Origin of the sequence: Corallococcus sp. 4LFB (assembly GCF_046520365.1) — a bacterium.
GTDB lineage: Bacteria > Myxococcota > Myxococcia > Myxococcales > Myxococcaceae > Corallococcus > Corallococcus caeni.
Map to the genome: position 1 here is coordinate 1 of NZ_JBKGHJ010000020.1, position 17,571 is coordinate 17,571.

13 protein-coding genes and 2 pseudogenes are annotated in these 17,571 nt (G+C 71.1%); 6 read left to right on the plus strand and 9 right to left on the minus strand.

Annotated features, from left to right (window positions below):
* The first annotated feature begins 60 nt into the window (after positions 1–60).
* Positions 61–258: a His/Gly/Thr/Pro-type tRNA ligase C-terminal domain-containing protein gene (locus ACLEQD_RS04100; protein WP_410381971.1), complete on the plus strand. Its 198-nt coding sequence runs from the start codon at positions 61–63 to the stop codon at positions 256–258.
* A gap of 208 nt (positions 259–466) precedes the next feature.
* On the opposite strand, the gene ACLEQD_RS04105 is transcribed toward ACLEQD_RS04100, so the two are convergent.
* The 4 genes and pseudogenes from ACLEQD_RS04105 to ACLEQD_RS04120 all read right to left on the minus strand — a co-directional run bounded on the left by ACLEQD_RS04105 (position 467) and on the right by ACLEQD_RS04120 (position 3,160).
* Positions 467–664 (minus strand): hypothetical protein, encoded by a 198-nt coding sequence (locus tag ACLEQD_RS04105; RefSeq protein ID WP_410381972.1) that lies wholly within the window; start codon positions 662–664, stop codon positions 467–469.
* The gene (locus ACLEQD_RS04110) at positions 664–1,149 is read right to left on the minus strand and encodes an FAD-dependent monooxygenase (RefSeq protein ID WP_410381973.1); all 486 of its coding nucleotides are present in this window, start codon (positions 1,147–1,149) and stop codon (positions 664–666) included. Before ACLEQD_RS04110 ends, ACLEQD_RS04105 begins: the two co-directional genes overlap by 1 nt.
* A 53-nt stretch (positions 1,150–1,202) precedes the next feature.
* Positions 1,203–1,463, minus strand: a pseudogene (locus ACLEQD_RS04115) (FAD-dependent monooxygenase); the annotation flags it as partial.
* A 1,277-nt stretch (positions 1,464–2,740) separates the two neighbouring features.
* A complete protein-coding gene (locus ACLEQD_RS04120) occupies positions 2,741–3,160 on the minus strand; it encodes a CBS domain-containing protein (protein WP_410381974.1) in 420 nt (139 codons plus the stop codon).
* A gap of 216 nt (positions 3,161–3,376) precedes the next feature.
* Between ACLEQD_RS04120 and msrB the strand changes: the two genes are divergently transcribed.
* Positions 3,377–3,799: a peptide-methionine (R)-S-oxide reductase MsrB gene (gene msrB, locus ACLEQD_RS04125; RefSeq protein WP_410381975.1), complete on the plus strand. Its 423-nt coding sequence runs from the start codon at positions 3,377–3,379 to the stop codon at positions 3,797–3,799.
* 76 nt (positions 3,800–3,875) lie between these two features.
* Here msrB and ACLEQD_RS04130 read toward each other — a convergent pair whose 3' ends face one another.
* Complete coding sequence (locus ACLEQD_RS04130; protein WP_410381976.1) at positions 3,876–5,270, minus strand: FadR/GntR family transcriptional regulator; 1,395 nt, start codon at positions 5,268–5,270, stop codon at positions 3,876–3,878.
* Between the two features lie 380 nt (positions 5,271–5,650).
* Between ACLEQD_RS04130 and ACLEQD_RS04135 the strand changes: the two genes are divergently transcribed.
* Positions 5,651–7,543 carry a glycosyl hydrolase family 18 protein gene (locus tag ACLEQD_RS04135; RefSeq protein ID WP_410381977.1) on the plus strand — a complete coding sequence of 631 codons (1,893 nt, stop codon included), beginning with the start codon at positions 5,651–5,653 and terminating at the stop codon, positions 7,541–7,543.
* Positions 7,544–7,555: 12 nt separating this feature from the next.
* Here the strand turns inward: ACLEQD_RS04135 and purL are convergent.
* Positions 7,556–11,450 (minus strand): annotated as a pseudogene (purL, locus tag ACLEQD_RS04140) (phosphoribosylformylglycinamidine synthase).
* A gap of 259 nt (positions 11,451–11,709) precedes the next feature.
* Here purL and ACLEQD_RS04145 point away from each other — a divergent pair.
* From ACLEQD_RS04145 to ACLEQD_RS04155, 3 genes are all read left to right on the plus strand, one after another.
* Complete coding sequence (locus ACLEQD_RS04145; RefSeq protein ID WP_410381978.1) at positions 11,710–13,599, plus strand: M4 family metallopeptidase; 1,890 nt, start codon at positions 11,710–11,712, stop codon at positions 13,597–13,599.
* Between the two features lie 133 nt (positions 13,600–13,732).
* A complete protein-coding gene (locus ACLEQD_RS04150; RefSeq protein ID WP_410381979.1) occupies positions 13,733–14,290 on the plus strand; it encodes a DUF2378 family protein in 558 nt (185 codons plus the stop codon).
* An 11-nt stretch (positions 14,291–14,301) separates the two neighbouring features.
* Complete coding sequence (locus tag ACLEQD_RS04155) at positions 14,302–15,396, plus strand: hypothetical protein (RefSeq protein ID WP_410381980.1); 1,095 nt, start codon at positions 14,302–14,304, stop codon at positions 15,394–15,396.
* 24 nt (positions 15,397–15,420) lie between these two features.
* Here the strand turns inward: ACLEQD_RS04155 and ACLEQD_RS04160 are convergent, their stop codons facing one another.
* The 3 genes from ACLEQD_RS04160 to ACLEQD_RS04170 form a co-directional block, all read right to left on the minus strand.
* On the minus strand, positions 15,421–16,254 hold the full coding sequence (locus ACLEQD_RS04160; protein ID WP_410381981.1) for a hypothetical protein: 834 nt from the start codon (positions 16,252–16,254) through the stop codon (positions 15,421–15,423).
* Positions 16,255–16,419: 165 nt separating this feature from the next.
* Entirely contained in the window at positions 16,420–16,863 is a 444-nt protein-coding gene (locus tag ACLEQD_RS04165; protein WP_410381982.1) for a DUF2383 domain-containing protein, read from the minus strand.
* A gap of 137 nt (positions 16,864–17,000) precedes the next feature.
* The gene (locus tag ACLEQD_RS04170; RefSeq protein ID WP_410381983.1) at positions 17,001–17,462 is read right to left on the minus strand and encodes a hypothetical protein; all 462 of its coding nucleotides are present in this window, start codon (positions 17,460–17,462) and stop codon (positions 17,001–17,003) included.
* Positions 17,463–17,571: the final 109 nt, after the last annotated feature.

The window sequence follows — 17,571 nt, forward strand, 5'->3', positions numbered from 1 at the left end:
ACACGATGAGCAGTGCGACTGCAAGCGCCGAGGTCAAGGCTCCCGCGTCGGCGGTCGGACGTGCGGGGCGAGTCGCTGTCGAAGAAGGTCCTGGGCTCGCACGAGGACGGCGTGCCGTTCCTCGCGGTGGTGGGTGGCCGCGAGGTGGAGTCGAAGGGTGTCCGGCTGCGGCAGCGCGACGGCTCCCAGCGCGACCTGCCCTGGGATGACGCCGTGGCGTGGCTGTCCGCCGCGTGCCAGCCGGCAGTGGCGGGCTGAAAATGGGGGCCGGGATGCGGGCAGCGTCTCGCATCCCGGCCTCTCGCGGTGCAGTTCGGCCCAGACCCGTCAGGGGGCCGGGGACCAGCGCTCGTTCGCGGAGCGCGGGGCGCAGCCCGCCTTCGCGCCCGCCCCTGAACAGTCAGGCGGCCGGAAACCCGCGCTTGAGCGTGGGGCGCAGCCCACCTTCGCGCCCGGCCCTGAACCGTCAGGGGGCCGGAAACCCGCGCTCGAGCGCGGGGCGCAGCCCACCTTCGCGCCCGGCCCATGCGAGGCAGCCATCTGGGCGGACCAGCATCGAGCGCGCCCCGGCAGCCCTCACCACCCGCAGCCGTGAACCCACCGCGGCGCATTGCTCGGATGCGATGCCACCGCCATCGACGAGGAGCCCGCGGCCATCGCACATCAGCGAGTACAGGCGAGGTCCCTCCCGTCGACCGTCAGCCCGGCGTCGGCGACAAGGCGCCCGACGAGCGGATCCTCTTCACCTGGGTCGTAGCGCGTGGTGACGCCGCTGAGCATCTCGCCGAACGAGCGATTGACGTCGGGTTGGGTGGTCAGCAGCTCGGCCATGAGCTCACGCATCGCGGTCGTCTGGGAGTCTGGGCGCATGACCGCGAACCGGGCGCGGGTGTTGTCGAGCGCGCGTGCCGCCACCGTGTGGCGTTCGGAGGTGTACGTGGAGAGAAGGCCGTCGGGGGCACGCCGCTGCACCGTGGCGGCCAGCTTCCAGCCGAGGTTGACCGCGTCGAGCAGGCCGACTTTCAGCCCCTGCCCTCCGAAGGGCGAGTGGTCGTGGGCGGCATCGCCAGCCAGCAGCCCACGCCCCCTCTGGTAGCTCGACACCAGGCGCGAGGTGTCGCTGAAGCGCGTCGCCGGGTGAAGCGCCATGATGCGCACGTCCCCCCGCTGACGCGCCGCAGGCTCTGCTCGACCTCGGCGGCCGTCCCGGGCGCCTCGCGATGGGCCGGCGGTCCGTCAAACTCCAGGATGGCCACGCGCCCGGTTTTTGGGTCAGGGGACAGCATCCCCCCGGCCGTGCGCCGCCAGCCGAGTGGCGCGAGAGGCTCGGGGTGATCCATCTCGACGAGGGGCTGGTGGCCGGTGAGGGTCGGAGCCGTGCCGAGGAAGTCGAAACCGGCCTGCTTGCGCACCGTGCTCCGGCCTCCGTCGCAGCCCACCAGGAGCGCCGCCTCGAGCAACATTGGACCGCCAGGGCCGTGCCTCGACCCGCCTACGCGCACCGGTGTCGTCGAACGACTCGACGGCGTGCCCAAGCCACACCTCGCCCCTGAGCGCACGCGTGGCCGGCCAGGATGCGCTCGGTCCCAGCCTGCGGGCCCCCGCGCGACCTGCGGCCGGGCTCGCGTTGCAAGGACTGGTCAAGGAGGGACAGCCCCGCGAACTGGCCGCCGCCACGACGGGCTCCACGCACTGGTCGAGGAGGGACAGCCCCGCGAAGTGGCCGCCGCCACGACGGGCTCCACGCGCCTGTGGGCTTTCCTGCCACCGAATGACCTCGTCAGCGCCTTCATCACCTCGAGCGCGGCGGCCTCCTCGGCGTCGAGCGCCGGTCCCAATCCCCGCCCCTCGAGTGCCGCGCTGGCCACCGCCCCGATGCCACCTGCCTTGAGGACCGGATCAGGCTCGCTGCGCCGCCTGAGCACCACCGCCCCCACCCACCGAGTGCCAGCTCGCGCGCCAGAAGCAGGCCCGTGGGCCCCGCGCCTACCATCACCACCTCCACGTCGACTCCACGCGGATCCGCGCCGACGAATCCGTCTTGTTTTTATACCGAGCACAACTTCATACCCGGCCTGCTTTTCCAACATGCCCGAGACCGACCAGCCGCCGAGCGCCAGACCCGACGGCCTGCGCGAGCGCAAGAAGCGGGAGACGCGCCAGCTCATCTCGAACATCGCCACGGAAGCTCTTCGCCGAACGCGGCTTCGAGCACGTCACCATCGACGACGTGGCTGCCGCGGCCAACGTCCCGAAGATGACGGTGTTCAACGACTTCCCCCGCAGGGAGGACCTCTTCTTCGACCGGAGCGACGAGGTGCAGACGTTCTTGTGTGACGCCCTGGACGGCCGGGGTCGCCGCGCACCGGTGGCGGCGCTGCGGGCGCTGACGCACGAACTGGCCGAGCAGCGCCACGGGCTCGTGAAGATGAACCCAGCCACTGCTGGCTTCTGGAAGGTCGTGGCCGACAGCCCCTCGCTCCGGGCCCGGGCGCGCGAGCTGTCCGAGGCGTTGGAGCGCGACCTCGGCCGCATGCTCGCCGCCAACGTCGGCGCCCCGGAAGGCGACCCGCTCGCGCGGCGGGTCGCGGCGTTGCGGGTCGGAGCCTGGCGCGTGGCCTTCCGTGAGGCGCTGCGCCGTCAGCGGTCCGCCCGCGCGGCCATCTCCCCCGAGGTGTTCCTCGAGCTGCTGGACCGCGGCTTCACCGCCGCCGCCCTTACGTGTGAGCGCGCCAGCGGCTCAGGAATAGAGGCTCAGGTATTCCAGCGGCTCGCCGGGCCGCAGCAGCGTGAGCGGCTCGGAGGCGACGTCGGCCAGACGCAGGAGGCCAACGGCATGATGCTCGGCATCCACGACGACCAGGCGGCTCACGTGGTGCTCCTCCATCAGACGCTCGCCGGCCTCCAGCGGCGCGTCCTCCGGACAGGTGACGAGCGGCGCGGACATTGCTTCGCGCACGGTGGTGACGTCGGGGTCATGACCGTGGACGGTGGAGCACAGGGAGAGCTCCGAGTCGGTGAGCAGGCCCACCAGCCGGCCGTGCTCCGTGACGGGCAACGCGCCCAGGCCCGAGGACTCCAGCCGCTCGGTGGCGGAGCGCAGACATTCGTCCGCGTCGATGGTCTTCACGTCCCGGGTCATCAGTTCCGAAATCCGCATCGGCAGGCCTCCTGGTGGCGGGCGCGACGCCCTGGGGAAGTACAACTAGCGCACCGCTCCCTTCGCAGCAGGAGTGGAGGCCCGCCGGGACGCGAGGCGTGTCGCCAGGGCAACAAGCCCCTGTCTGCTTCCCTGGTATAGGGTGCGACGCGAAGGCGGGCGGTGCATCCAAGGCCGTGCTCCGGGCTTCAAGGCCCGAAACGTGGAGGAGGACCCATGGCGGACAAGCTCAACCTTTCCAACGAAGAGTGGCGCAAGCGCCTCACCCCCGAGGAGTTCCAGGTGCTGCGCCAGCACGGCACCGAGTACCCGGGGTCGGGCTGTTTCCTCGGCACCAAGACGCCGGGCACCTATGTATGCGCGGGCTGCAACAACCCGCTGTTCAAGTCCGGCACGAAGTTCGAGTCCGGCACCGGCTGGCCGTCCTTCACGCAGACGCTGTCGGAGGACTCCGTGACGGAGATCCGCGACGTGTCGCACGGAATGGTCCGCACCGAGGTCCGCTGCGCGCGCTGCGACGGCCACCTGGGCCACGTGTTCCCGGACGGTCCGCCACCCACGGGGCTGCGCTACTGCATGAACTCCGTGGCGATGAAGCACGTCCCCGAAGGCAGCCCCATCGAGCTGGTCCGGGCCTGAGCCGGACACAGGAGTTCGTTGACACCTCCGGCGCCGAAGCCCGGCTGGGGCGGAGGCGTACGAGGTCAACCGGCGCTCACGAAGAAGGGAACCCAAGAGAACGGGCAATGAAGCGCAAGAGGCGCACGGCCCACCGCCCCAGGGGGCGCTGAGCGCCGTGAAGCGATCCGCCCGCCTTGCACACCTGTCCGCGGGAGCCGGTGGGTGGAACCTCAAACGGGAGGCCACCGTCCGGAGACAGAGCGTCCCAGTTCGTCCGACAGTCGGGCACGTGGCCCAAGGTCGCGCCCGTCACGTCTCTCCCAGCGCCCTCGCCACCGGGCTCGCACGGGACGGCCCCCGGAGTGGATGGACAGCTCAGCACCTCGCTGTCCGACTCCCTGGGAAGGGCCCGCCCATGGGGACCGGGGGCAACTCCGAGCGGCTCGGTCTCCTCGGCGGCTGGTGCGATGCGGCCGGGGCCACGCGACTCAACGCATGAGCGGGCCGCTCGCGTAGCGTCCTGCGCGGTAGCGGCCACGAGGTCGCCGAGGCCACGCGGCTCAACACAGGGAAGTGCCCCGGGCGCATCGTCCTGCCTGGTGGTTGACACGAGCGTGCCGAGTTCATGCGTCTCAACGCAAGGGTGTGCCTCCAGCGCAGCTCCATTCTCGGCGGTCGACGGCGGACAGCCAAGGCCACGCTCTTCGACGCAGGGAAGCGCCTCCAGCGCATCATCCTGCGCGGAGGCTGACGCGGGGGCATTGAGGCTGCATTGCTGCGCGAGGTGCACCTCCAGGGAAACAGCCTCCTGAGGAACCGGAGCGAATTGGTTGAGCACCAGCTCATCACACGCCTTCAGCAACACCGGCAGCTGTTGCTGGAGCGTCTGCATGTCGCGCTCGTCCAGAGCATGGTTCGCGCAGATGGCCCACTCACGCAGCGATTCACCCCCCATGAAGGTCAACAGCCGGGCCGCGTTGCCCCTGAAGGCCCGTTGCAGCGACTGGATGAGGAGCAGGTGCCCAGGACGTCCAGCCACCTGGGCCGCCTGCCGTAACAACTCGAACTCCAGCTGCGCGCAGCGCTCTCCGGGGTGCCAGCGCGCCGCATCCCAGAGCTGGAAGCAGATGTCCGTCAGCAGCCGCAACTCGATAAGGGAAGCCTTCGCGCAGCAGTCTGCTAGCAGCTCCACCAGCACCTGCCGCTTGAGGCTGAAGAAGCCCTCCAGAAGTCGCCGGCATTCCTGGGAGCGCTCGCCATGCAGCGCCAGGCTCAGGTTCTCCAGCGTCAACGACTCGTCCAGTGCCAAAGCGCGTGTCTGGCTTCCGGAACGCTGCACCACCAGGCCCCGTGCCGACAACCGCCGCAAGGCCTCGCGCACCGTGCCCCGGCTCACCCCATACCAGCGAGCCATCATCCGCTCCGAGGCCAACCGCCCGTTCCTCGGCAGCCGTCCCAGCGAAATGTCCCGCTCGATCTGCTCTTCCACGTACGCCACGAGCCCTACCCGCACCATCGCCGCCGCCCTTCTCGCCAATGCTTCGCCCATCCAACCAGAGGGGTCTGACATGGACTCAAGGGCCCACCGTCCTCAGCACTCGCCGGGACAGCCCGGCCTCCGGCGGCACTCGGCGCGAACTGGTCCGACAGTCGGACCAGTTGGCGGACATCGCTCCCGGCAGGGGGACTCTGTCCGCGGACCTCCTGTACGTCCGCTCCGGCCCCCCGTGGCCTCGTTGCTGTGTTCCGCCAAGGCGCGCGGCGTCACGGGGAGGCTCGGGTCGCGAGGCTGATTGGAGAACTCCCCGCGCCCCACCTGGCCTCTTGAGGCACGACGCGTCTCCCCGTCCTCTGTGAGAATGGGAGACCATGCGACGACCTCCGGCCGGACTCCGGGTTCTGCTCACCGCGCTCTTGTTGGGAGGTGTTTCCCAGGGGGCTCCACCCCCGAAGGCCACACCGCCCACGCCACCCCAGGTGACGTGGCTCTACCAGGACCGGCTGGCACCGCCCTGGGACGACCTGACGTGGGCGGGCGCGCACGCGATGAGCGCCGCTGTCCCCGGGTCTTCCGGCAGCCACGCCATCTCCGTGACGCTGGGGCCGTGGGAGGCGCTGTACTTCGGCCACCCGGGCTTCGACGTGTCACCGGAGGACACGCTGGTGTTGAAGGTGCACGGCGGGAAGGACGGCGCGAACGCGGCGGTGCGCGCGCGTGTCGTCATCGGCTCCGAGCAACCCGTGGGCGTGCCCCTGGGCCCCACCTGCGCGGGCAGCACCATCCCCGCCAACACGTGGACGACATGCCGTGTGCCGCTGGCGAAGCTGCTGCCCGAAGGCCGCACGCGCATCACCGGCCTGTGGCTCCAGGAGGACAGCGGCAAGACGTTGCCGCCCCTCTTCTTCGACGACATCGGCATCGAGCAGGGCCCCAGGGCGGTGAGCCTCACGTTGGACACGCCCGCGGTCTTCCTGGCTCCAGGCGCCAAGCACGCCTTCCGCGCCACCGTGACGAACAGCAAGGACCCGGCGGTGACCTGGAGCGTGGAGCCCGGAAACGAGCGGGGCACCATCAGTCCCACCGGCGTCTACACCGCGCCCCGCAGGCCGGGCACGTACCGGGTGCTGGCCCGGAGCAAGGCGGACCCGAGCCAGCTGGCCGAGGCCAGTGTGGTGGTGGGCGCGTCCCTCGCCGCGAGCGGGCGTCCGGGACAGGGCGGCAAGTGGGTGTCGGGCTACTACACGGGCTGGAACGCGGATGAGTATCCGCCGGAGAAGGTGGACTTCAGCGCGCTCACGCACATCCTCGTGGGCCGCGTCACGCCGAAGGCGGACGGCACGCTGAGCACGAAGTTCGACAACGACCGGGGGCCGGAGATCGCCCGCACGCTGTCGAAGCGCGCGCACGCCGCGGGCCGCAAGGCGCTCATCATGGTGGGCGGCTCCGGCGAGCACGACGGGTGGGTGGGCGCGGCGTCCGACGCGAACCGCGCGAAGTTCGTCCGCTCGCTGCTCAAGGCGATGGATGACTTCGGCTACGACGGGCTCGACCTGGACTGGGAGCCCGTGGAGAGGGAGGACCGGCCCAAACTGCTGGCCCTCGTGAAGGCCCTGCGCGAGGCGCGGCCGAAGATGCTCCTCACCTTCCCCCTCCACTGGATCAACACCAACTTCCCCGCTGACGCCGACCCCTGGTTCGCGGAGCTGGCGAAGTCCTTCGACCAGATGAACCTGATGTCCTACGAGATGATTGGTGCGTGGGACGGCTGGAAGTCCTGGCACACGTCCGCGCTCAAGGGCGAACAGGGGCTGCACCCCACGTCCATCGCGTCCAGCCTGGAGCTGTGGGTGAAGGCGGGCATCCCCAAGGCGAAGCTGGGCATCGGCATCCCCTTCTACGGCCTCGCGTGGCGCCACATCACCGGCCCCTACCAGCCCTTCACGAACTGGTCCGACTACGTGGGCGGGGACAACTCGTTCACCTACAAGAAGATCCTCCGCTATTCGAAGCAGGGGAAGTACCAGTGGGACGAGAAGGCCCAGGCCAGCTACGTGACGTTCGCTCCGGGCAAGCTCGTGGAGGACGGCACGGTGACGTGGATCTCCTACGACAGCCCGCAGGCCATCGCCGCCAAGGGCGCGTTCGTGAAGCAGGAGGGCTACGGCGGCACCATCGTCTGGACGCTCAACCAGGGTTGCACCGATCCGGAGACCGGTGCCAACCCGTTGCTGGACGCCGTGCGGGACGCCTTCCTGCGATGACGCCGGACGGCGTCAGCCCAGGGTGACGCGGGCGTTGCGGAACATGCGCATCCAGGGGCCGTCCTCGCCCCACTCCGCCGGGTGCCAGGAGTGCTGCACGGTGCGGTGCACGCGCTCCGGGTGCGGCATGGTGATGGTGAAGCGCCCGTCCTTCGTGGTGAGCCCCGCGATGCCGTGCGGCGAGCCGTTGGGGTTGGCCGGGTACTTCGCCGCCACCTGCCCCCGGTTGTCCACCCAGCGCGTCGTCACCAGCCCGGAGGTGTTGAAGCGCGCGGCGGCCTCCGCGTTGGCGAACTCCGCCCGCCCCTCGCCGTGCGACACGACGATGAGCATCCGGCTGCCCTCCATGCCCTTGTAGAAGAGCGACGGCGACGGAGAAATCTCCACCGTGCCCAGGCGGGCCTCGAACTGCTCGGACGCGTTGCGCACGAAGCGCGGCCACGCGTCCGCGCCGGGGATGAGCTCGCGCAGCTGCGCGAACATCTGGCAGCCGTTGCACGCGCCCAGGCCGAAGCTGTCCGGCCGCGCGAAGAACTCCGAGAAGGCGTCACGCGTGCGCGGGTTGAAGAGGATGGACTTCGCCCAGCCGCCGCCCGCGCCCAGCACGTCGCCGTAGCTGAAGCCGCCACACGCCATCACGCCGTGGAAGTCCTTCAGCGACACGCGGCCCGACAGCAGGTCGCTCATGTGCACGTCCACCGCGGTGAAGCCCGCGCGCGTGAACGCCGCCGCCATCTCCTGCTGGCTGTTGACGCCCTGCTCGCGCAGCACCGCCACGCGAGGCCGGGCCCCCTTCGCGATGTACGGCGCCGCCACGTCCACCCTGGGGTCGAAGGTCAGCACCGGCGACAGGCCCGGGTCTTGCGCGTCGCACTTGGCGGCGTACTCCTCCTCCGCGCAGGTGGGGTTGTCACGCAGCTTCTGGATTTCGTAGCTCACGCGCGACCAGGTGCGCTTGAGCGCCACCGTCTCCTCCGTGAGCAACTCCCGCGCGCCGTGCCGCACGCGCACCACCTGCTGAGCCGTGGGGCGCCCAGCTCATGCACGTGCGCGCCCAGGCCGTGGCGGGTGAGGACTTCACGCACTCGCGCCACGTCTGACGCGCGCACCTGCACCACCGCGCCCAGCTCTTCGTTGAAGAGCGCCGCCACGGCGTCACCGCCCAGCGGGGACAGGTCCACGTCCAGGCCGCAGTGGCCCGCGAAGGCCATCTCCGCGAGCGTGGCCCAGAGGCCGCCGTCGGAGCGGTCGTGGTACGCGAGCAGCACGCCCGCCGCGTGGAGCTCCTGCACCGCGCTGAAGAAGCCCTTCAGCGCCGCCGGGTCGTCCACGTCCGGGCACTCCGGGCCCACCTGCTGCTGCACCTGCGCCAGCACGGAGGCCGCCAGCCGCTGCCGGCCCTTCGCCACGTCCAGCAGCAGCAGGCGCGTGTCCCCCGCCAGGTCCACCGGCTGCGGCGTCAGCGTGACGCGCGCGTCCAGCACCGGCGCGAACGCGGTGATGATGAGCGACAGGGGCGCCGTCACCGCCTTCTTCTGGCCGTCCTCCTGCCACTGCGTGCGCATGGACATGGAGTCCTTGCCCACCGGGATGGCGATGCCCAGCGCCGGGCACAGCTCCATGCCCACCGCGTGCACCGCCGCGTAGAGGTTCGCGTCCTCGCCGGGGCTGCCCGCCGCCGCCATCCAGTTCGCGGACAGCTTCACGTCCGACAGCTTCGCGATGCGCGCCGCCGCCAGGTTGGTGAGCGCCTCGCCCACCGCCATGCGCGCGGAGGCCGCCGCGTCCACCAGCGCCACCGGCGTGCGCTCGCCCAGCGCCATGGCCTCGCCCGTGTCGGACATCAGCGAGGACAGCGTCACCGCGCAGTCCGCCACCGGCACCTGCCACGGGCCCACCAGCTGGTCGCGCGCGGTGTGGCCGCCCACGGAGCGGTCGCCAATGGTGATGAGGAACGACTTGTCCGCCACCGTCGGGTGCGACAGCACCGCGTGCGCCACGGCCTTCAAGTCGGACGGGACGCTCAGCGGCGCGTGCTCCAGGGGGCGCGACACGCCCTCGCGGTGCATGCGCGGCGCCTTGCCGAAGAGGACGTCCATGGGCAGCGCGATGGGCGTGTCCCCCAGCGTCCGGTCCGTGAGCGTGAGCACCTGCTCCGCGGTGGCCTCGCCCAGGACGGCGAAGGGGGCGCGCTCGCGCTCGCAAAGGGCGGCGAAGCGCGGCAGGTCCTCCGGCGCCACGCCCAGCACGTAGCGCTCCTGCGCCTCGTTGCACCAGATCTCCACCGGGGACATGCCCGGCTCGTCGTTGGGCACCTCGCGCAGCTCCAGCCGGCCGCCCAGCGCATTGTCGTGCGCCAGTTCCGGCAGCGCGTTGGACAGGCCGCCCGCGCCCACGTCGTGGATGGAGCGCACGGGGTTGCTGTCGCCCAGCATCCAGCACTGGTCGATGACCTCCTGGCAGCGGCGCTCCATCTCCGCGTTGTCACGCTGCACGGAGGCGAAGTCGAGGTCCGCCGCGCTCGCGCCCTGCGCCATGGACGACGCCGCGCCGCCGCCCAGGCCAATGAGCATCGCCGGGCCGCCCAGCACGATGAGCTTGTCGCCCGCGCGCAGCGGGGCCTTCTTCACGTGGTCCGCGCGGATGTTGCCCAGGCCGCCCGCCAGCATGATGGGCTTGTGGTAGCCGCGCACCTCCACGCCCTCCGGCGTGGGCACCTGCTGCTCGAAGCTGCGGAAGTAGCCGGTGAGGTTGGGCCGGCCGAACTCGTTGTTGAACGCCGCGCCGCCCAGCGGGCCGTCCACCATGATGTCCAGCGCGGACACGATGCGGTCCGGCTTGCCGTAGGGCACCTCCCACGGCCTCGCGAAGTCCGGCAGGCGCAGGTGGCTGACGGAGAAGCCCGTGAGCCCCGCCTTCGGCTTCGCGCCGCGCCCGGTGGCGCCCTCGTCTCGAATCTCACCGCCCGCGCCCGTGGCCGCGCCCGGGTACGGGGAGATGGCGGTGGGATGGTTGTGCGTCTCCACCTTCATCATGATGTGGGCCGGCTCGCGCACGGTGCCCCACTCGCGCGCCTCGCCCTGCGGGAAGAAGCGCTCCACCTCGAAGCCCTCGATGACGGCGGCGTTGTCCTTGTACGCGGACAGCACGCCGCCCGGGCTCTGGGCGAAGGTGTTCTTGATGGCCTGGAACAGCGAGCGCTCGCGCGGCCTGCCATCCACCGTCCACGACGCGTTGAAGATTTTATGGCGGCAGTGCTCGCTGTTCGCCTGCGCGAACATCATCAACTCCACGTCGGTGGGGTTGCGCTTCAGCTCCGTGAAGCGCTCCACAAGGTAGTCGATTTCATCCTCCGCCAGCGCCAGGCCCAGCTCACCGTTGGCCCGCACCAGGGCCGCGCGCCCCCGCCCAGCACGTCCACGCGCGTGAGCGGCCGGGGCGCGTCCGTGCGGAAGAGGACCTCCGCGTCCTCCAGCCGGGGCAGCACCGCCTGCGTCATGCGGTCGTGCAGCACCGCCTGCACCCCTTCCGCCTCGTTCGCGTCCAGCGGCCGGCCGCCGGGGCCGGTGAGGAAGAACGCGATGCCTCGCTCCATGCGGCGCACCTGCGCAAGGCCGCAGTGGTGCGCGATGTCCGTCGCCTTGGAGGCCCAGGGCGACACCGTGCCCGGACGCGGCACCACCAGCAGCAGCGTGCCGGTGCGCTCGCGCTTCGCCGCGTGGGGGCCGTACTCCAAGAGGCGCCCCAGCCGCTCCGCCTCGTCCTGCGTCAGCGGCGCCGACGTGTCCGCGAAGTGCACGAACTCCGAGTAGAGGGTGGCCACCGTCGGCACGCGCTCCCGGCAACGGACGAGCAGCTTGGCGAGCCTGAATTCGGAGAGGGCCGGAGCCCCGCGCAGCGTGAGCATGAAGGTCCTTGCGAACGGATGACGGGAGGTAACAGCGGGGCCGTCCTTATCACCGCGCCCCGCGTCACAACGCCCGGAGTTCACGCCCGGACGCCCGCACAGCACCCAGGTGGGTGAACCGCCGCCGACGTGTGCCCTCCTCCGTCCCGCGCCTCCCTCCCAACACCCCCAGTCTTCCAAGAATTCACCTGACAGTCAGTGCTCCATGCTTTGCTCGCAAGGCTTCAAATCCTCGTTTTGTGACCCTGGGGGCATCTACATGACGCGCAAGACACGCTGGCTCCTCGCCGGCCTGACGTTCACGCTGTCCGCCTGCGGCGCCGGGGGTCCCGGCGCAGAGGCCCCTTCGTCTCCAGCCGAGGCCCGGACGGGAGACCTGCGGGCAGCCCTGGGCGCGCTGCCCGGCGCCCGGGTGCTGGGGGTGCACGAGGACGGCGTTCCCCAGTTCATCCAGGGTGAGCTGGGCACGGCGGGCCGTCCCATTCCGGGGGCCAGCGCCTGGCAGGCGCACGCCCTCCTGGAGTCCACCCTGCTGCGCGTGCTGCCCGCCTTCCGGCTGACGGCGAAGGACGTGGTGCCCCAGCGCATCCAGCGGGACGAGCTGGGCCACACGCACCTGCGCTATGGGCAGACCAAGGCCGGCCTGCCGGTGGTGAACGAGGAGCTCATCGTCCACGTGGACGCGCAGGGTCAGGTATACGCGGTGAACAGCACCGCGCGCGACGGCGAGCCCGTGCCGGCCCCCGCGCGCATCAGCCCGGAGGCCGCGAGCGAGGCGGCGCTGGCGGCGTCCTCCGGCGGCCTGGCGGAGTCGGTCCGGGAGGTCTTCGTCCGTCCGGCCCCGGAAGCGGCGCTGGTCCGCGCCTTCGAGGTGGTGGTGTCCGGCCAGCACGAGGACGGCCTGCCGCTGCGCGACCGCGTCTACGTGAGCGCGGCGGACGGCCACGAGGTGCTGCGCACGCCCGAAATCCACACCGCGCGCAACCGCAAGGTCTGTTCGGTGGGGGGCACGTCCAACGGCTGGTGCCGGCTGGAGGGCCAGCTGCCCACGGGCGACACGGGCATCGACAAGACGTACGACAACCTGGGCCTCTTCTACGACTGCTTCCAGCAGAACTTCGGCCGCGACTCGTACAACGGCACGGGAGGCCAACTGCTGGCGCAGGTGCACTACGGCACCAATTTCGCGAACGCGTACTTCGACGGCGCGAAGCTGGTGTGCGGCGACGGCAGCCTGCCCCAGCTCGGGCTGCCGTGCGGGGACCCGGACATCGTGGTGCACGAGTACACGCACGCCGTCACGGACAGCACGTCCGACCTCATCTACAGCGGCCAGTCCGGCGCGCTGAACGAGTCGCTGTCGGACATCTTCGCCGCCACCTGTACCAGCTGGGCCACCGGCACCTGGAGCACCGCCGCGTCCGTCTGGCAGCTGGGTGAGACGGCCTGGACGCCGAGCACGCCCGGGGACGCCCTGCGCTACATGAACGACCCCGCGCTGGATGGGGCCTCGCTGGACTACGCCCCGGACGTCACCAGCGCCACGGACGTCCACTACGGCTCCGGCGTGCCCAACCTGGCGTTCAAGCTGCTGTCCACCGGCGGCGTGCACCCGCGCGGAAAGACGACCGTGAACGTGCCGGCCATCGGCGTGCAGGCCGCGGCCCGCATCTTCTATTACGCCAACGCCAACCTCTTCACCTCCACCACCAACCTCGCCGCGGCGAAGACGGCGACGCGGCAGGCGGCGGTGAACCTGGGCTACGGCACCGCCATCCAGGACGCGGTGGACGCGGCGTGGCTGGCGGTGGGCGTGGGCGCGACGACCCCGCCGCCCACGTGCACCCTGCTGCCCAACAACACCACGGTGTCCCTGCTCTCCGGCGCGGCCGGGTCGCAGCGGTACTTCTGCTTCGACGTGCCCGCGAACACGGCCTCCACGGTGTCCATCTCCAGCGGCACCGGGGACGTCGACCTCTACACGCGCTTCGGCGCCGCGCCCACCCCGACCGCGTACAGCTGCCGGCCCTACCTGGGAGGCAACAACGAGACGTGCAACCTGGGGGCGCAGGCCACCGCCGGCCGCCAGTGGATCCTGCTCCGGGGCTTCAACGCGTACAGCGGCGTGAGCCTGTCCGTGCACTACTGACGCCCCTGGCTGCCTGCCCTCCGCCGCGCGCACGCGCGGTGAGGGTGGGCCCCTGGGGGCTGGCCTCCTCCGGGGCCCTGGGCGAAGAATGCGCGCCCGGGGCCGCTTCGGGCCCCCGGCAAGGCAGAGGGCCATGAGGGACGAGCGCGTCATCTTCAGCAGCAGCGTGGACAGCCTGTATCGCAAGGTGCTGGCGCCCTCCCTGACGCCCGAGCTGCTGGACCGGCTGCGCTCGCGCGGCCTCAACCTCCACGCCCCGCTGCTCGCCGCATATCCGTTCGCCGTCTGGGTGGAGTGCCTGGAGGACACGGCCCGCACGCTCCACCCGGACCAGCCTGTGGAGCAGGGCCGGCGCCTGCTGGGCCGGCGCATGGTGGAGGGCTACGCGCAGACGCTGGTGGGCGGCGCCGTCCTCACGCTGGCCCGCGTGGTGGGGCCCATGCGCTCGCTGGAGCGGATGCAGCACAACTTCCGCAGCGGCAACAACTACACGGAGACACGCCTCACCGTGCTGGGCCCGGCCCAGGCGGACCTCTGGTTCAACGAGCCCCAGGCGCTGGAGGGCTTCGTGGACGGCGTGCTGGAAGAAGGGATGTTGCGCGTGGGGGTGCGGAAGTTCACCCTGCACCGCACCCGCCACTCGCCCGAGTCCGCCACCTACCACCTGGACTGGGCCGACCACGCCCCCTGAGACCGGCTCCCATGTCCTCCATCCTCTCGACGCTGCCCGCCCTCTACCAGGACCTCCTCCCGGCCTTCTTCCGCCAGGAGGCGCCCACGGAAGAGAAGGCCACCTGCTCCAACTGCGCCATGAGCCGCGCCTCCGCGCGGGCCACGGTGGAGTCGGTGGACGGGGCGGAGCACCTGTTCCGTCCGGACACCAAGTGCTGCACGTACTACCCCCGGCTGCCCAACTACCTCGTCGGGGCGCTGCTGTCGGATGACTCGCCCCAGATGGCGGAGGGGCGCCGGCGCATCGAGGCGAAGATCGACAGCCGCATCGGCGTGAGCCCGCAGTGGGTGAAGCCGCCGGCGAAGTTCAACCACCTGTACAAGAACGCGCACCAGTTCTTCGGCCGGGCATCGTCGCTGCGCTGCCCGTACTACGCGCTGGAGTCCGGCGGCTGCACCATCTGGGCGTACCGCGAGTCGGTCTGCTCCACGTTCTTCTGCAAGTACGTGGCGGGCCGGGACGGTCAGCGCTTCTGGATGTCGCTCAAGACGTACCTGACGCTGGCGGAGTTCCAGCTGTCGCGCCACGCGCTGCTCCAGCTCATGCCGGAGTTCCTCCTGGACGGGCGCGACAAGGCGGAGGTGGCCACCGCGCCCCTGTCCGTGGAGGACCTGGACGACGCGGCGCCCCCGGCGAAGGTGTACGCCGCGCTGTGGAAGGGGTACGCCGGGCTGGAGAAGGACTTCTACCGCGCCTGCTACGACGCCGTGCGCGCCGTGTCCCGCGACGGGCTGGAGCGGCTGCTGGGCCTGGACGGCACCATCGAGCAGAAGGTGCTGGAGAAGCTGCACGCCCAGGCCACCGCCCCCACGCTGCCGCGCGTGCTGCGCTTCAACCCGGACGCGACGGTGAAGTGGCTGCCGGACGGCAGCGTCGCGCTGGGCTCCTACAGCGAATACGACGCGGTGGCGCTGCCCGGTGAGGCGTACGCGCTGCTGGTGGAGTTCACCGGCCAGAAGCCCGTGGAGGCCGTCCGCCAGCACCTGCGCGACCACAAGCAGGCGGACCTGGATCCGGACATCCTCCTGGAGCTGCACCGGCACCGCATCCTCATCGAGCCCTGAGCGCGGGCCCGGCGAAGGGCGCCGTCAGAGCTGGCCCGCGAAGGCGCCCACGTCGCGCAGCCAGCGGGCGATCTTCTGGGTGCGCTCCCACGCGGGCTCGGCGGCGACCAGGTGCTCCGCCAGCCACGCGCTGAAGGCCGGGTCGCCCGCGCACAGCCACGCGGAGGACTCGGCCAGGTCCCCGGCGACGGCCTCCCACGCGCGGCGCACGGCGCTGGCCACGGCCATCAGCTCCGCGATGCAGCGGGTGAAGACCTCCATGCCCACGGTGACCTCGTTGGCGCTGTCGCCGCGGGACAGGGCCAGCGCGCGCAGGCGGCCCAGGTCCTTGAGCAGGCCGTGCTCCAGCGCGGCGGCGGTGCCCAGCCGGGCCTGGGCGGCGCGTTGCAGCAGCTCCACGTCCTCGCAGAGCTGGCGCCACGCCACGTCATCCCCCATGGGGAAGTCACCCCGGCGGCGCAGGCGCACGCCCACGGCCTGCCAGAGGTTGCAGAAGACGAGCACCTCCTCGACGCTGCGGCGCACGTGCGGCGGGATGTGGTCCAGGAAGTCCACCACGCACGCGCGGGCCTCGCGGACGAACGCGTCGCCCTTCGGCGTGGCATCCACGACGCCGCGCGCCAGCTGGAGCACGCGCCAGGCCCACTGGAGGGCGCGCTCGGAGGTGGTGAAGAGGACCTCCAGGCCGGTGCCCAGCGCGCCCGCGGCGTAGCTGGTGTCGGCGGTCGTCGGGGAGGGGATGGAAGGCAGGCCGGGGGCCTCGGCGCGCACGCCGGTCGCACGCGGAGACGGGGTCTCCACATCCTCGCTGTCGGTGCCGGGCCCGTGCGGCCCCGGCGCCGTGTGCTCACGCACCATGCGCGCTTCACCCTCCTTCGCCGGCGGAAGCTCCGTCCTTCCGCATATCGCACGCCCCCTGTCGCCTCCAGGCCTGGATGCGGGGACGTGCGATGCACCACAGGGCGCCCTCCCTGAAGCCGGGATGGGCGCCCTGGGATGTCCGGCACTGCGCAACCAATACGCTCAGTGCAGGGTCGGGTTCTTCTTCAGGGCGCTGAGCCGCGCGTGCGTCTGCTTCTGCGAGGGCAGCAGCTGCTGACGTACGAAGGTGCGCGCCTCGCCGTGGAGCTTGTCCACGTCCCGGTTGTAGTCCTTCAGGCCGTGGTCCTCGCCCTCCTCCAGCGCGTCGATGGCGCGCTTCTCGCCCAGCAGGTCCGCGCCCGCCTGGACGACCTTGGCGAAGATGCCCCAGGGCCCCGAGCCCTTCGCGGGCTCGCCTCCCAGCTTCGCGATGCGCTCCTTGAGCGCCTCCACGCGCTTCTCGTGGTCATGGAGGCAGGCCTCCACCTCCGTCCGGGCGACCTCGGTCTCGATGTGCTTCGAGGCGAGCCGGTAGGTCTCCACGGCGGAGATCTCCCCCCGCAGGAAGGAGTTCAGCGTCTCGAGTTCGGCGGCGGCATTGGCCATGACGTCATCTCCTTGATTCGGATGGTTGAAATCGTCTGGCGCAAAGGTGGTGTGCCTTCCCGACCCGGCAACGGGCGCCCGCCTCCTCGTCCTCAAGGCAGGCGTCCAGGGAAGCGTCCGCCAACGACAGGCCCGCGTCAGCAGCCGCCGGGCTGGCAGTCCGAGGGGCAGATGGAGTTGTCCTCCGAGCCGCTGCACGTGCCATCACCGCAGTAGCCGCCGTACCAGCAGTCCGCGGGACACGTACTCAGCTCCGTCCGGAAGCAGATGCCGTTGCCGCAGATGTCGATGCTCTGCACCGGCGTCGCCTCAGGCGACGGCTTCGACGGCGCCACGCAGCCTCCGGGCTGACAGTCCGAGGGGCAGATGGAGTTGTCCTCCGAACCGCTGCACGTGCCGTCGCCGCAGTAGCCGCCGTACCAGCAGTCCGCAGGACACGTACTCAGCTCCGTCCGGAAGCAGATGCCGTTGCCACAGATGTCGATGCCCGCCTCCTGCTGGGCCAGCACCGGCGCGTCCAAGGCCTCCTCCGGCACGCCACAGCCCAGCACCGCCAGCGACGACAGCACCACCACCACGAATCCAGTCCACTGCTTCATGCGCCCCTCCAGGGCTTGGGGAGCGCATGACTTTGACATAAAACAGGTATTCCAGACATCGAGCCCCCCGAGCATGCGTCCGCGTCCGGACGGCGGCCGTGGCAGACTC